This window comes from Victivallis vadensis (assembly GCF_003096415.1).
GTDB lineage: Bacteria > Verrucomicrobiota > Lentisphaeria > Victivallales > Victivallaceae > Victivallis > Victivallis vadensis.
In genome coordinates, this window is sequence record NZ_QEKH01000008.1 from 15,406 (window position 1) to 29,861 (window position 14,456).

12 protein-coding genes are annotated in these 14,456 nt (G+C 61.1%); 9 read left to right on the forward strand and 3 right to left on the reverse strand.

The features are described from left to right. Positions 1 to 19: 19 nt before the first annotated feature. A complete protein-coding gene (locus C8D82_RS06095) occupies positions 20 to 1,036 on the forward strand; it encodes a Gfo/Idh/MocA family protein (RefSeq protein ID WP_116883392.1) in 1,017 nt (338 codons plus the stop codon). Here C8D82_RS06095 and C8D82_RS06100 read toward each other — a convergent pair. Further along, positions 1,026 to 1,607, reverse strand: a complete 582-nt coding sequence (locus C8D82_RS06100) for an L-threonylcarbamoyladenylate synthase (RefSeq protein ID WP_116883393.1) — start codon at positions 1,605 to 1,607, stop codon at positions 1,026 to 1,028. The two genes, C8D82_RS06095 and C8D82_RS06100, sit on opposite strands and share 11 nt — an antisense overlap. Before the next feature lie 9 nt (positions 1,608 to 1,616). Next, complete coding sequence (locus tag C8D82_RS06105) at positions 1,617 to 3,209, reverse strand: high affinity choline transporter 1 (RefSeq protein WP_116883394.1); 1,593 nt, start codon at positions 3,207 to 3,209, stop codon at positions 1,617 to 1,619. A 256-nt stretch (positions 3,210 to 3,465) separates the two neighbouring features. Here C8D82_RS06105 and ispH point away from each other — a divergent pair, with 256 nt between their 5' ends. The 8 genes from ispH to C8D82_RS06145 all read left to right on the forward strand — a co-directional run bounded on the left by ispH (position 3,466) and on the right by C8D82_RS06145 (position 12,933). Next, entirely contained in the window at positions 3,466 to 4,395 is a 930-nt protein-coding gene (gene ispH / locus C8D82_RS06110) for a 4-hydroxy-3-methylbut-2-enyl diphosphate reductase (RefSeq protein ID WP_116883395.1), read from the forward strand. 153 nt (positions 4,396 to 4,548) lie between these two features. Further along, positions 4,549 to 5,400: a helix-turn-helix transcriptional regulator gene (locus C8D82_RS06115; protein WP_116883396.1), complete on the forward strand. Its 852-nt coding sequence runs from the start codon at positions 4,549 to 4,551 to the stop codon at positions 5,398 to 5,400. Further along, on the forward strand, positions 5,397 to 6,470 hold the full coding sequence (locus C8D82_RS06120; RefSeq protein ID WP_116883397.1) for a hydroxyacid dehydrogenase: 1,074 nt from the start codon (positions 5,397 to 5,399) through the stop codon (positions 6,468 to 6,470). Before C8D82_RS06115 ends, C8D82_RS06120 begins: the two co-directional genes overlap by 4 nt. 47 nt (positions 6,471 to 6,517) lie before the next feature. Next, the gene (locus C8D82_RS06125; protein ID WP_133245084.1) at positions 6,518 to 7,693 is read left to right on the forward strand and encodes a prepilin-type N-terminal cleavage/methylation domain-containing protein; all 1,176 of its coding nucleotides are present in this window, start codon (positions 6,518 to 6,520) and stop codon (positions 7,691 to 7,693) included. Positions 7,694 to 7,707: 14 nt separating this feature from the next. After that, complete coding sequence (locus C8D82_RS06130) at positions 7,708 to 10,056, forward strand: DUF4962 domain-containing protein (RefSeq protein ID WP_165832866.1); 2,349 nt, start codon at positions 7,708 to 7,710, stop codon at positions 10,054 to 10,056. Between the two features lie 123 nt (positions 10,057 to 10,179). Next, positions 10,180 to 11,445, forward strand: coding sequence for a hypothetical protein (locus tag C8D82_RS06135; RefSeq protein WP_116883400.1), 1,266 nt, complete (start codon positions 10,180 to 10,182; stop codon positions 11,443 to 11,445). Positions 11,446 to 11,533: 88 nt separating this feature from the next. Further along, positions 11,534 to 12,610 carry a DUF7544 domain-containing protein gene (locus tag C8D82_RS06140; RefSeq protein ID WP_116883401.1) on the forward strand — a complete coding sequence of 359 codons (1,077 nt, stop codon included), beginning with the start codon at positions 11,534 to 11,536 and terminating at the stop codon, positions 12,608 to 12,610. Next, positions 12,607 to 12,933 (forward strand): C-GCAxxG-C-C family protein, encoded by a 327-nt coding sequence (locus C8D82_RS06145; protein WP_116883402.1) that lies wholly within the window; start codon positions 12,607 to 12,609, stop codon positions 12,931 to 12,933. The genes C8D82_RS06140 and C8D82_RS06145 overlap by 4 nt, the downstream gene beginning before the upstream one ends. 12 nt (positions 12,934 to 12,945) lie before the next feature. On the opposite strand, the gene C8D82_RS06150 is transcribed toward C8D82_RS06145, so the two are convergent. Then, positions 12,946 to 13,668 (reverse strand): prepilin-type N-terminal cleavage/methylation domain-containing protein, encoded by a 723-nt coding sequence (locus C8D82_RS06150; RefSeq protein WP_133245085.1) that lies wholly within the window; start codon positions 13,666 to 13,668, stop codon positions 12,946 to 12,948. Positions 13,669 to 14,456 lie beyond the last annotated feature (788 nt).

Sequence of the window (14,456 nt, forward strand, 5' to 3'; positions counted from 1 at the left end):
ATTTTCCAGAGGAATCAAGATGAAAAAAATCAGAATCTGCACGATCGGAGCCGGTTTTTTCGCCGGATTCATGCACGGTCCCGTACTGCGGGCGCTGGCGCAGCGCGATCCGGCGATGGAACTGGCGGCGGTCTGCGACCTCGACGCTGAGCGGGCGAAAACCTTCGCCGCCGCCACCGGCTGCCGGAACTGGTACACCGATTTCCGTGAAATGCTCGACTCCGAACGCCCCGACGGCGTGGTCCTGCTCACTCCGGTCACTGCGACCGCCGCGGTCGGTTCCGCGGTGCTCGCGGCGGGCTACCCGGCGATGCTGGAAAAGCCGCCGGGCCGGAACCGCGCCGAAATCACCGCGCTGATCCGCGCTTCACAGCAGGGCAACGCCCCGGCGATGGTCGCCTTCAACCGCCGCTGCTCCCCGCTGCTCACACGGGGCATGGAACTCCTGAAACAGGAAGCGCCGAAGGAAAAACTGGAACATATCCGCTGCGACTTCTACCGCAGCGAACGGTTCGACGCCGATTTTTCGACCACAGCGGTCCACGGCATCGACGCGGTGCGCCACCTCTCCGGCAGCCGCTATGCCCGGGTCGATTTCCACTATCAGGAGCTGGAACGCGATGCGGGAAAAATCTGCAACTTCTTCCTGACCGGCACGATGACCGGCGGCAGCTCGGTGCAGCTCTCCTTCTGCCCTTCCACCGGAGCGGCGCTGGAGCGTTTCACCCTGAATACCCGGAGCCTGACCGTGAGCGTCGAATCCGTCCCGCCCGGCGGCGGATGCGATTTTCCCGGCCGCATTTTCGTGTACCGGGGCGGAAAGCTGCTGCGGATCGAAGCGCCTCCGGCCCATGAGTTCGACCGCGAGGAGTTTTACCTGGCCGGATACTATCAGGAGAACTGCCGTTTCATCGAACGGCTCCGGGAGGGCTTCCCGCCGGAAAACGATCTCGAACTCTCCCTCGAAGCCGTCGAAATCGCCGACGCCTGCCGCCGGCGCGTTCCGCTCTGGACGGCGGAAACAGTCAGAAGCTGATCGGACCGGGCCGCAGCACCCGCACAGCGTTCCCGGTGGCGTCCACCACCGTGGAGCCTTGCGCGTCCGGCGGGATATCGCCGCCGTCCACCGCCAGCTCCACGTCGCCGGAAAGCTCCGCCAGCGCCGCCTTCACGCTGAGCGCATTGGGATGGCCGGAGTGGTTCGCGCTGGTCTGCGCCAGCGGCACACCGGCCAGTTTCAGGATTTCAAGGATCAGCGGATAATCCGGCACCCGGAAACCGAGTGTGCCGCCCGCCTTTTTGCGCGCGATGATCGTGATCGGGCCCGGGCAGTATTTTTCCGCCAGCTCCGACGGCAGCCCCTCCAGCTCCACACCGTACTCCGCGAGCTTGCGCCAGTCGCCGACGAACCACCCCAGCAATTTGCTGCGGTCACGGTCCTTCAGGTCGTAGATTTTCGCGACGGCCGCCGCATCGTCCGCCCGGCAGACCAGCCCGTAAACCGTCTCCGTCGGCAGCAGCAGCACCGCGCCGGGACGTTTCAACGCCTCCGCCGCCAGCCGCGCGGCTTCGGCCACTCCGATCCGATCCAGCCGTACCGGTTCCATTCGCCGCGCCTATTCGTAATCTTCGTCGGGCTGGTCCAGCACGAGGTGCGGAATCCGTTCGCCCATATAGCAGCAGATGAAAGCGACGATTCCGGCGAGGAAGCCGTAGACCGCGCCGCAGGTCAGCGCCCGGTCGAGCACGTCGCTGTTCATCAGCTCGGTAAAGCTCATGCCGGTCCCGGAGGCGTTCACGAACGTATAGGCCAGCCATACGCCGGTCGAAACCGCCATCGTCGCCCACGCGGCGTTCTTGGTCGCCTTCGGCACGTACAATGCGGTGATCACCGGCACGAAAATAATCACCAGCTGCGAAGCCCAGCTGTTGATCATCAGTTTGTAGATGCTCTCCACATTCAGCGCGAGATAACAGGCGATCACGGTCAGCGCCACCGTGGCGACGCGGGTCAGCATCAGCAGCTTCTGGTCGCTGAGGCGGGACCAGATCGAACCGATCACATTGTTGCAGAGCAGCGAGGAACCGGCCAGCAGCGAACTGTCCGCCGAGCTCATGATCGCCGAAATCAACGCCGCCAGAAACACCGTCAGGATCAGGGGATGCATCCCGCCGAGCACGATCACCGCCATGCGCGGCAGCACCTGATTGTCGAGGTCGGTCCCCATGGCTTCCGTGGTGACGCCGTGCTGCGCCAGCACGAAGCGGGCGGTGAAACCGATCGTGATCGGCACCAGCCCGATCGCGGCGTAGAAGAAGCCGGACATCACCGCGCTCGACACCGCGATCTTCTCGTTGCGGCTCGCCAGCGAACGCTGCACCAGGTCCTGCCCGACCGTACAGCCGAGGCCCATCACGATCCAGCAGCCGACATAATAAACCCAGTCATTCGCGGTGGGGGCCGCGCCGCCCTCGGTCCGGATCCACAGCGACAGATCCTGCGGATTCAGCCGTTCGGCCACGGCCTCCCAGCCCCCGGCCAGACCGACCGCACCGGGCACGATCAGGAAAAGACCGGCCACGATCAGCGAAACCTGCACCACATCGGTCAGGGTGACCGCCCACATGCCGCCGGCAAAGGTGTAAATCAGCACCACGACCGCGCCGATCAGCGTGCCGGCCGTCACGCTCATGCCGGTCAGGACGTGCAGGATCGTGCCCATGCCGAGCAACTGCGCGCCGAGCCAGCCGATGTAGACCGGGATCATCCACAAGGAAGTGTAGACCCCTGCCCACTTGCCGTATTTGCGTTCTACGATGTCGGTGACGGTCAGGCACTTCAGCCGCCGCAGCAATCCGACGATGAAGATACCCGACAGGATCAGGCTAAGCGACGCTCCGAACGGGTCGGCCAGCACCGCGCCGATGCCGTCGGAGTAGACGGTCGCCGCCACTCCCATGCTCGACCCCGCGCCGAACCAGGTCGCCAGCAGCGTTGCGGTGGCCATCCACAGCGGAAGCCTCCGCCCGGCCACCAGAAAGTCATTCATCCCCTTGACCTTCCGGCTGGACCACATCCCGATACCGATCAGCACCGCAACGTAGATGACGATGCCGATCCACAGCATGTACCGGTCACCTGCATCAAGGCCGAGACTGCCGACCGCATGCTGGACCGAAGCCGAAACTTCGCTTACTTGATTTTCCATTCACTTGCCTTTTTTCTAAAAAAACTGAAAATGACGGATGCGGTCCATGATCGCTCCATAAAAAAACACAGGCAGTAAAACCGTCGAAACAGGTATCCTTCACAACATCCCGCCCGACCGGTTTTCACCTGTGGCTGCGTCAACTGTATAAACTACATTTTTTTACCGGGATTTCAATGCTGAAACCGGAAAAAATCCGTTTTTTTCCGGCTCACTTCAGCTTGAAAAAATTTCCGTTGCGGGCTATACTGAAAAGATGGACAATCAACGAAAAATCTTCATCGCCCGGCCCCACGGCATGTGTGCGGGAGTCCGGCGCGCCCTCGACACGGTCGAAGCGGTGCTGAAATCCGCTCCCGCCCCGGTCTACGTGCTGCATGAGATCGTGCACAACAACTTCATCGTGAACCGCCTGAAGGAGCGCGGCGTGATCTTCGCCGAAACGCTGGCGGAGGTCCCGGAAGGGGCGGTGCTGCTCTTCAGCGCCCACGGCGTCTCCGCCGCGGTCGAGGAGGAGGCCCGGCGCCGCAGCCTGCGCACAGTCGACGCGACCTGCCCGCTGGTGAAATCGCTGCAATCCGCCGCGTCGAAGAGTTTCCGCCCCGGCGAAGTGCTGATCCTGATCGGGCACCGCGGCCACCCCGAAGTCGAAGGGGTGCTCGGCAGGGTTCCGGCAGGAGGCACGGTTCATGTGATCTCCGGAGCCGCCGAGGTGCCCGGCCTGCCCGAACTGCCCGCAGGAACGCCGGTCCGCGCCCTCTCCCAGACCACGCTGAACCTCGAAGCGGTGGATGAGGTGCTCGCCGCCCTCCGGAACCGCTGGCCGCAGCTGGAAAGCGGCCCCGGCGTCTGCTATGCGACCACCAACCGCCAGAAAGCGGTGCGGCAGCTGGCGGCGCGCTGCCGGACGATCCTGATCATCGGTTCCCCGCGCAGCTCCAACTCCAACCGCCTGCGTGAAATCGCGGAACAGGCCGGAGCGCGCGCTTTCCTGATCGACGGCCCGCAGGAGCTGCCTCCGCTCGATCCGTCACAGGACATCGGCGTCAGCGCCGGAGCCAGCGCCCCCGAGGAGCTGGTCGAAGCCACCGTGGAACGGCTGCGCCGCCTCGGCTACGGCGCCTCGGAGCCGGTCGAAGCCGCCGTGGAAACCGTCGCCTTCCGGCTGCCCGCCCTCCCCTGTTGAACGCCGGCAGCCCATCCGGCTTCGAACTTTGAATTCTGCAACTTTTCTTGCAATATTATCATTGAGAATTCACCACGTACCGCTATATTTAAAACAGGAACCGGGAAAACGGCCAGATTGTCAAACCGTTGAAAAGTATCAATCGGGAGAGGTATGATTCTGCAATTTCATCCGGGCGGCGACGCCCACCGGCTGAAGATCGTCGAACTGCACCGGCGCTTCTTCTATCATGAGGGGCTTTTCATGCACCGCCATCCCGCATACCACCTGATCCTGGTCACGCAGGGGAACTGCGAGCTTCTGGTCCCGGACCGGGCGCCGGTCCGCTGTCCGCTGAACTCGCTGATCATCATCCAGCCGGAGTTTCCCCACGATTTCCGCACCGACGGCGACGGCGTGGAGCACAGCTGCATCATCTTCACGCTGGAAAACAGCCGCCGGGAGTCCTGCACGGTTCCCTTCGACCACTTTTTCGACCCGCAGGCCGCCGCCCGCCCCTACCGGGTGATCCCGCTCTCCGACAGCAACAGCGCGGTGCTGCTCAAGCAGCTCAACCTCGCGATCGGGCTGCGGGAAAAAAGCAGGACGGGGTTCGCGCTGGAGGTCGCAGTCCACTCGCTGCTGATGAACTGCCTGACCCTCGGCTACCCGGAGTACTTCACCCCGTTCGAGATGGGGCGCAAGGAAAAGAACGCCGAAAAAGTCCGCATCCTGATCGAACAGAACATCTGGAACCCCGACTTCAACCTGCCGATGCTGGCCCGGCAGCTGAATCTGCACCCCAACCACCTGAACGCCGTTTTTACCGAAGTGGAAAAGATTCCGATCGGGGAATACCTGATCCGGCGAAGGCTCCAGCGGGCCGGTCAGATGCTCGCCGCCGGACACCGCTGCAAGCAGGTCGCCGACGCCTGCGGCTTCCGTTCGCTGAGTTATTTCAGCCGTTTGTTCCGCCAGCGTTTCGGCTGTTCACCCCGTCAATACCAGGCAAAGGAAACGATATGAAATCCATTCCCGAAAAACGCCCGGCCTCGCCGCCGCCGCACAAGAAAATCCTGTTCATGAACGGCAACTCCCGGCTGATCCGGGCGCTGTGGAGCGCGGAATGCGATGAAAAAGCCGCACGGTACGGTTTTGAAGTCGCAATCCCGGCCCGTGACCGCGACCTTCCGGCGGAAACCTGGCCGCAACTGCTGCCGGAATACGACGGAGTCATCACCTCCTGGGGTTCCCCGGTCTGCACGGCGGAGCTGCTGGCCCGCGCGCCCCGGCTCGCAATCGTCGGCCATGCCGCCGGTTCCGCCGCCGCCGTCACCGATGACTCGACCTACCGCACCGCCGTCAGGGTGGTGACCGCCAACCCGGTCATGGCGGAGACGCTTTCGGAGTGGTGCGTGATGATGCTCCTGATCGCCCAGCGGCGCCTGACGCAGTATGCGAAGTTCCGTCCGGGCGAACGCTGCGACTGGACGAAGAACGCCGGGTTCCCCGATCTCGGGAAGCTGGCGATCGGCCTCTGGGGCATGGGAGACATCACCCGCGCACTGCTGAAGAAGCTCTCCGTATTCCGCACCGGCGGCATCCTCGTATTTTCCGAGCACGCCGACTCCGGCGAAATCCGGGCGGCAGGCGCGGAAAAGGCTTCCTGCTTCGACGAGCTCCTGCGGCGCAGCGACCTTCTCGTCTGCCTCGCCGGAATGACTCCGCGCAACTGCCGTAAGCTGGACGCCGCCCGGCTGGCGCTGCTGAAGGACGGTTCCACCGTGATCAATCCCGGCCGCGCCCGGCTGATCGACAACGAAGCCCTGTTCCGGGAAGTCCGGTCGGGGCGGCTCTCCGCCATCCTCGACGTATTTGAAGAGGAGCCCCTGCCCCCGGACTCCCCGTGGTACGCGCTCCCCGGCGCCATTCTGACGCCCCACTCCGGAGCCGGTTGCGGCCGCGAACGTTACGTGCCCTACATTCTCGACCGGTTCCATTGTTTTTTCTCCGGCCGGGAGCTGTCGAACTGCATCGACGCCGCCCGCTTCCGCACCATGACGCAGGAGCAGTGCGGCAGGGAGCCGGCCCAATGAAAAATCCCGGAAACTGCCACAACTTTTTCGACACAGAAAGGAATGCCATGAATCCGACACGAAACGAAACTCCCCCCGCCGGACGCAGGTTCACTTTGATTGAGCTGCTCGTGAACACAACTGGTAAAATATACAATCACTCCACGGCTGCCGCTCTGCGTAAAAGCGAGGGGGTCGGGGGAGAGAAAGCGGCGGGGAGCGCCGCGTCTCTCCCCGTACCAGGCAATCTAAGCATCTCTCTCATTCTCCGCAAGTTCTCACGTCTTAGCCAATGCTCTGCAAGCGGCAAGTCGGAGCAAAAACGTGAAGTTGCCTTTCCGCAAAAAAGCGGGAAGACAACTTCACGTTATTGCGGCTCTTCCTTCCCTGCCGGCCGACCGCGCCTCCGCCCGTCGACCGTCCCGTACCCGGCACCGGCACCTTGCCGGACGCAGGGGGCGCGGGGGGCGGCGGATACGCCCCCCGCATACCGCCATTTAAGGCCGACCATCGCAAGATTTACGCTGATTGAGCTGCTCGTAGTAATATCCATCATCGCCATTCTGGCGAGCATGCTGCTGCCCGCACTGCAGAAAGCGCGCGACAAGGGCCGGCAGGCCTCCTGCGGCAGCAATCTCAAACAGATCGGCACGGCGGCCCAGATGTACGCAACCGACGCGACGGATTATATCGTCCCGGCGCTGTACGGAATCCGCTGGAGCCCGGTGTGGAGCTGGTACAATTCGCTCGGCCCGTATGTCGGCAGGCCGGACCTGCAGAACATCGGTGCCGACGATTCGGCAGCTGAGCAATATCCGCGCGAGTACACCTGCCCGGCCACGCCGCCGGAGACCTACCGTTCGCTTGGCTGGTCCGCCGCCGGCAAGGTCTGGAGCGGTTACGGAATCAACCGGACCACCGACGGCGACCTCGGCAGCGGCTTCAAAGTGCTGGTCGCCGGGTATGCGGACGTGACCGGCCAGCAGACCGGCAAAATGACCCGCTTCCGCCGTCCCTCCGGCCTCTTTCTGTTCGCCGACGGCTACTGGACGATGGACCGTTCGCTGAACCAGACGCCGAACACATGGATTTACAACACCACCACGCTGCTGCCCAATCCGCACAGCGACGGCCGCAACGTGACGTTCCTCGACGGCCATGTCGAATACCGGCGCGGCTATATGCCGACTTTCGACTGGAGCAACCGCGACACCCAGATGTTCTATCTGGGAATGTTCTATTGAAAAAGGAAATCACAATGAAACTTCAACTCAACCGCCTTTGCCTCGCATGGCGTTCAATCGCCCTCTCCGCCGCAATCGCTCTGCCGCTTCTTCCGGCGGAAGCCGCCGCCCCTCCCGAACTCGACCGCGAACCGGTCGCCGGGGAAAACCTGCCGTACCAGCCGGGCGACGGTGAAACCATGCAGGTGAATCCGCCCGCTTTCCGGTGGCTGCCCGCCGGCGGCGATGCCGTGCGCTACCGCCTTCAAGTTGCGGCCGACCCGGAATTTTCACAGTTGGCCTATCAGGCGCGGAATCTCAGGTGGCGGATCGAAGTCCCGTCCGAACCGCTGAAACCGGGGAAATGGTTCTGGCGGTACGGCGTGGAACAGCCGGAGGGGGTCCGCTGGAGCCGGACGCGCGCCTTTTCGATCGCGCCGGACGCCGCCGCATTTCCCTATCCTGAACCGGGCTGGGCCGGACGTATCCCGGCCGCCCGTCCCCGGCTGTTCGTGCCGCCGGGCGTCCTCGCCGAGCTGCGCCGCCGCGCACAGGAGGGCGACCTGAAGCCGCAGGCCGACCGGCTGGTCCGGGAGGTGCATAAGTTCTCCGGCGAGGAGATCATCGCGGAGCCGCCTTTCCTCGGCAAGGACCGCTGGGGCGCGCTCTACGCGACGATCTTCCGCACCACCCGCCCGCCGATGGACAAGATGGAACGCGCGGCGCTCGCCTATCTGCTGACCGGCGACGAAGCGTGCGGCCGCGAGGCCAGACGGCGTTTGCTGACCTTCTTCGGCTGGGATCCGAAAGGTTCCACCAACCTCTTCCACAACGACGAACCCGCGATGTGGATGATGATGCGCGGCGTACGCGCCTACGACTGGATCTATCCGATATGCACGCCGGAGGAACGCCGGGCCGTCGAAACGGTGATGCTCGAACGGGGCCGTGACCTGTTCCGCTACCTGACGGAACGCCGATTCGACAACCGCCCCTATGAAAGCCACGCAGGGCGCATGGTCGGCTTCCTCGGCGAAGCCGCGATTTCGCTCGCGCCGGAACACCCGGAGGCGAAAGAATGGCTGGATTACGCAGTCCGCATCTACTACGGAGCCTATCCCTGCTGGGGCGGCGAAGACGGCGGCTGGAACGAGGGAACCCACTACTGGGTCTCCTATATGGATTTCATCCTGAACTTCGTGGTGGCGCTGCGCAACGCGACCGGCGTCGACCTCGGCCGGAAACCGTTTTTCCGCAACACGCCCTACTATTTGTATTACAGCTCGCCGCCGTTCACCCGGCGTCAGGTGTTCGGCGACGGCTACGCGGCGATCAATATGAGGTGGTACGGCGGCATGATGTACAATTTCGCATTACTGAACCGCGATCCCCGCCTGAAGTATTACGCCGAAGCCGCCGGCTTCAAGCCGGGCCTCACGCTGCTGAACCTGTTTGCGGGCAAGGACGATTTTCAGGCGGAGCCGCCGTCGGAGCTGCCCACTTCCCGCCTTTTCGCGGACGTCGGGCTGGCGGCGCTGCGCAATACGCTCACCGACGGCGACAATCATATCGGGATGAAATTCCGTTCCAGCCCCTTCGGCGCGGTCTCCCACGGCCACCGCGACCAGAACACCTTCGCGATCGAGGCTTTCGGGGAACCGCTGGCCATCGCGACCGGCTACTACAACTATTACGCCTCGCCGCATCACAGCAACTACACCCGCGCCACCCGCGCCAAATGCGGCATCACCTATGATGGCGGCAAAGGACAGGTCAACGGCTGGAAGGCGACAGGCAGGATCACGTTTTTCGAGGACACGCCTGACTTCACGCTGTTGTCGGCGGAAGCGGCCCCCGCCTACGGCGGAGCGCTGACCCGCGCCGCCCGGCAGATCATTTTCCTGAAAGCCGCCGGAGTCTTCGTGATTCACGACATTCTCGCGGCTCCCGAAGCCCACTCCTACGAATATTGGCTTCACGCGCTGGATGAAATGAAAATCGACACGGCCCGGAACACCGTCACGATCACCCGCCCCAAGGCGATATTGAATACGCGGTTCCTGCTGCCCGCCTCACCGTTTTTCCGGCAGACCGACCGGTTCGATCCCCCGGTCGGCGAACAGAAACGCGACTACATGGTGGACAACTACCACCTCACCGCCGCCACGGCTCCGGCAAAGGAGGCGGTTTTCCTGACGGTGCTGGCCGTGACGAAACCAGGCGCCGAACCGCCGGAATCGGAATTGCTCGAAAGCCCGGCCGCCCGGTGCGCGGCGGTCACCCTGCCGGACGGCCGCCGTTATCTCGCCGGCTTCGCCCGGCAGGGCGCGGAGCAATCGGATGCGCCGCTCTTCGTCCGGAAACTGCCGCGCACCGGCGACTGATCCCGCTTTTCCGCAGCCTCCCGCCGCAAACCGGTTTCCGGCGGGAGTTTTTCATGTTTCCCCTTGACTATGCACCGAAGAAGTGTTATTGTGTTCCCAATCCGGGAAACAAGGGAAGTTTTTATGAAATATATTATTTTATTGTTTCTGCTCACAGCACTCTGTCGGCTCGAAGCCACGGAAAAACCGATTTTCCCCTATCTGCGTTTAGAAAGTGACTGGAAATTTTCGGAAATCGGAGCCTGTACCTTTCACTGGACTATCACCTATTCCCCGGACTTTCCATTCGACAAGGCCAGGCTGTATATCAGACAGGGTAATGAATCCGGCGGTTCATCAGGACGCGTCTTCGATCTCCGTGAAAAACCGACTGACCTCTATTTTTCCATACCCCGCGTCCTGAAACGGCATGACAATCCAAAGATTCTGGACATCAATTATTTCGGCCTTGTGACAATAAAAGAAGCACGCCTGCCGTTTGAAGGGTATATCCAAGCTGCGCCGGAAAGTTTCGGGCTGTACTCTCTCTCGGCGGAACTACTGCCCGACCAGCCGGTTCCACTGATTGAATTTTCGGTTGCCCGCGAGAAAACAGTTCCGAATTACGGTTACCTCACCCATCCAGAAAGCGATATCAAGTTCTTTCTCCAACATGCGCCGTGGCAGTTCAATCCGGCCAACACAGTAACCCTGCTCCTTGAGATTGCCGGAATCGGGTCGGAAGAAGCAGCACAGTTCCGGACGCCGCTTCAGGCTGAGTGTGAAAAGCGGGCGGCGGAATACATCTCCGCCATACCTGAAAATCTTCCGGCGCAAACCCGCAAAACATTGGAAACGCTGTATGCGGAACGCCTCCGGACCGCACGGATATGGCTGGAAAACAACCGTGAATACCATAGAGGCCGAGTTTCACTGGAAACTCTTGCCGCCGCGCGAGCGGCAGAATTGACCGCCGATCTGAACCGCCTGAAACTCCTGCGCCCCCATTTCCCTGCCGAGAGTTATTCGGGCTTGCTGCAAAAGCTGACCAACGAACGCCATGACGCGTTTTCACAGCTCCTGCAAATGCAACAGGAAAAATATAAAGCCGGCGCCTTGTCGCTGGATGAAGTTCTGGCTGCCCATGAAACAGCTCTCAATACGGAACTGATCCATCTCGAACTTCTGAAACCTTATCTGCCGCAAGCGGAGTATCTCTCCCGCCGCCGTCAGGCTTTGGAAGAACGTTGCAATATATTGAAACAGCTCTACAGTGCATTCCATGCACAATATGAAGCGGGAGCCATTCCACAGGAAGAAGTCCGGCTTGTCCGGCAAAGGCTGAAACAAGCGGAAGACGCCCGTAATGAATTCATCCGTTCCAATCCCCTGTCGCCTCAATCCGAATAATATTCATGAAATCCGCCTCTTTTCGCTCCTCCGGCTTGATTATCGCGCGGTTGAAAACTATCTTATGACAAAAACAGGAGACCAGCTTATGAATTGCAATCCCGTCACGATCGGAGAAGCCGTCAGCGCCGCCTGGAAACGCATGGTTCAGGTTCTTTTTCGTCCGTTCGATCTGACCAAGTGGATCACATGGGGCTTCTGTATCTGGGTTATCTCCTGTTCCAGCGGAAGCAGCGGCGGCAGCGGAAACTTTCCCACCGGCAAAACGCACTCCTCGGGCACCGTGCATTCCGGCGGAGCTGACAGTTTCTGGCCAAAGCTCGACCAGCTGCTCAACGGAACCGACGGCTCTTTCTTCGACCGGATGTGCCGCACTTTTCACTGGGAACCGGCGACCGTCACGCTCGTTCTTTCATTGATCGCTGTTCTGGTGCTGTTCGGCATCGCCATCGCCGTGGTCCTGCTCTGGCTGCGCGGACGTTTTGAATTCATGTGGCTTCACAACACCGTGCGCAACTGCGCCGAAATCAAAGCGCCGTGGCGGGAGTACCGCCGCGAAGGGAACTCCTTCTTCAAGGGCTGGTTCCTGATCAGCCTGATGTTTGTACTGGCCAGTCTGCTGCTGATGATATCGGTACTGCTCCCGTTTTTCCGCTGGATCAAAGCCTCCGCCGCCGCCCATGAGGCACTTCCGCTTCACTTTCAGGAGCTGCTGATCGGGGGAGCGGTGTACGCTCTTGCCATCGGGCTGATCGGCCTGTATCTGTGGCTGGCCGGAACCTTCGTGCCGCCGATCATGTATCGCCGCCGGTGCGGGTTCAGCGAAGGGCTGCACCTTTTCAACCGATTTCTCCGGCAGGCTCCGGGGCAGTTCATCAAATTCATCCTGATGCACACCCTGATCTTCCTGCTGTTCGGCATCGCGATCGTCAGCGCCGTCTGTCTGACCTGCTGCATTCTGGCGATTCCGCTGATGATTCCTTTCGTCGGAACGGTGGTCCTGCTGCCGATCCATGTATTCGACCGTTATTTCAGCCTCGAATTCCTCGCCCGTCTCACGCCGGAATTCGACCTGTTCCCGCCGCCGGAACCGGTTGCCGGTCCGGCGATGACTGAACCGCCCCTTATTGAAGAAGCAACCCAGGATCAACAGGAAGAAAAATGAAACAGGCCTCCGATTTCTTTCATGCCGAAGATAACCTCAACTGCGCCCAGTCCGTATTGAAATACTTCGACGCCCCCGCCGCACAGATCGCCGAATTCAAGGCTTTCGGCGGCGGCCGCGCTCCCGAAGGCCTTTGCGGCGCACTCTACGCTGCGAAGGCCCTGCTCGGCGACGACCGGAAATTCGCGGAACTCTGCAGCGAGTTTGCCGCCCGAACCGAAGGCGCCCTGACCTGCAAGGAGCTGAAAGGCGAGGTCAAATTCCCCTGCCCCGCCTGTGTGAATCTCGCCGCCACGCTCGTGGAAAAGTACAAGGAGAAATAGCTCCCCGGCAGATCAGTCGATTTTCTTCCCGGACTGACTGTGAACGGCCCAGAGCATATCCTTGTCGATGCCGGAGCGGGATGCGACGTGTCCGTCGAGGAACCAGAAATTCAGATCCCGGCCGTGACGGCTGTACAGCAATGCCTGGCTCCACCATTTTACCTCCCCGTAAACACCGGCGCTGGTCATGAAGTCGTTGTCCCACCACATCGGAGTACCGGAAGGGTGGCGGTAGGCTGTGACCCGGTTCCGGATAATCCGTCCCGCCGCCGGCGGTGTAATCGGGTAGATGACCGAAACGATCGAAAAACTCATCCGGGCATCCTCTCCCTGTTTATTCAGCACGCCGGGATCTTTTCCGCAATGTTCAAGAGCACACTCCTGCTGGGTATTGTCCGCCTTCCATAATTCCTGCGTTCCTCCCAGATAATACTTGCGCAACACAATCCTGTAATCTCCCGAGTGGCCGCTTCCCGCTTCATAGCTGGTGCCGTTTGTATTGGGCATCCAGTCGGCGAAATCGTTCAGATATCCTTTCAATCCCGTACCGAGCTGGCGCAGATTGCTGGCGCACTGCGTTTTCAGCGCCTGGTCCCGCGCCTTATTCAGGGCGGGCAGCAGCATCGCCGCAAGAATCGCAATGATCGCTATTACAACGAGCAGCTCAATAAGCGTAAAATTCCGGTGCATAATGCTGGGTATATTAATGTGCCGGACGCATTTCTCTTGTTGCATTTGCTTCTCCTTTAGCTTATTACGCATTTTTACCTCCGTTTTAATCGGCTATGCTTTTTTCAAAGGCCATTACAGGCAACAACTCAAATGCCATGTTTACTTGTCCGGCCCGATGCCGTCCGATGTCAACCTTGGAGTGCGGAGATTCATCTCCGCTTTCCAATCTCATGTGATCATGTAATTATACTTAAGTTTAGTTTGACTTTCCGTATCATTACAGGCCACAAACTGGTTGTTATGTCTTATGCGGATGGCTCCGGAGGGCCAATCGCCCTCCGGACCTCCCCGCTCGCCTCGGAACTCCTGTTGACTTGCGAAGCACTCCCATTCGCGGGCGGGGCTAGCGCCCCTTACTTGTCGGGCTGCGCCCGCCAACTTCTCACCGTTCGCTACGCTCACTACGCCGAAGGGGCTTCGCTCTCTACGTTCGGCTTCGTCACTATCGTTCCTCGTTATTTTGCTGCCGCAAAATAATTCCCTCACATTCGTTCGCGGCGCTGACCGCGCTTATTGTGCGCCGCGTAAATGGTCATGGAGACCAACCAATGCTCACCTGTGCCAGTCGCCGCACGCCCCCCCGAAGGGGCATTGGCGTGCGCACCCGGCAGCGGCACCTTGCCGCCGTTCGCGGCGCTGACCGCGCTTGTTGTGCGCCGCGTAAAAGGCGGCATAGCCTTACTTAATGCACCGCGTAAATGGCCACTTGGCCTACTATACTGTATAAATGGCTTTGCCGACCAACCAATGCCTGCCAGTGTTAGCCGCCGCGCGACCCCGAAGGGCGTAGA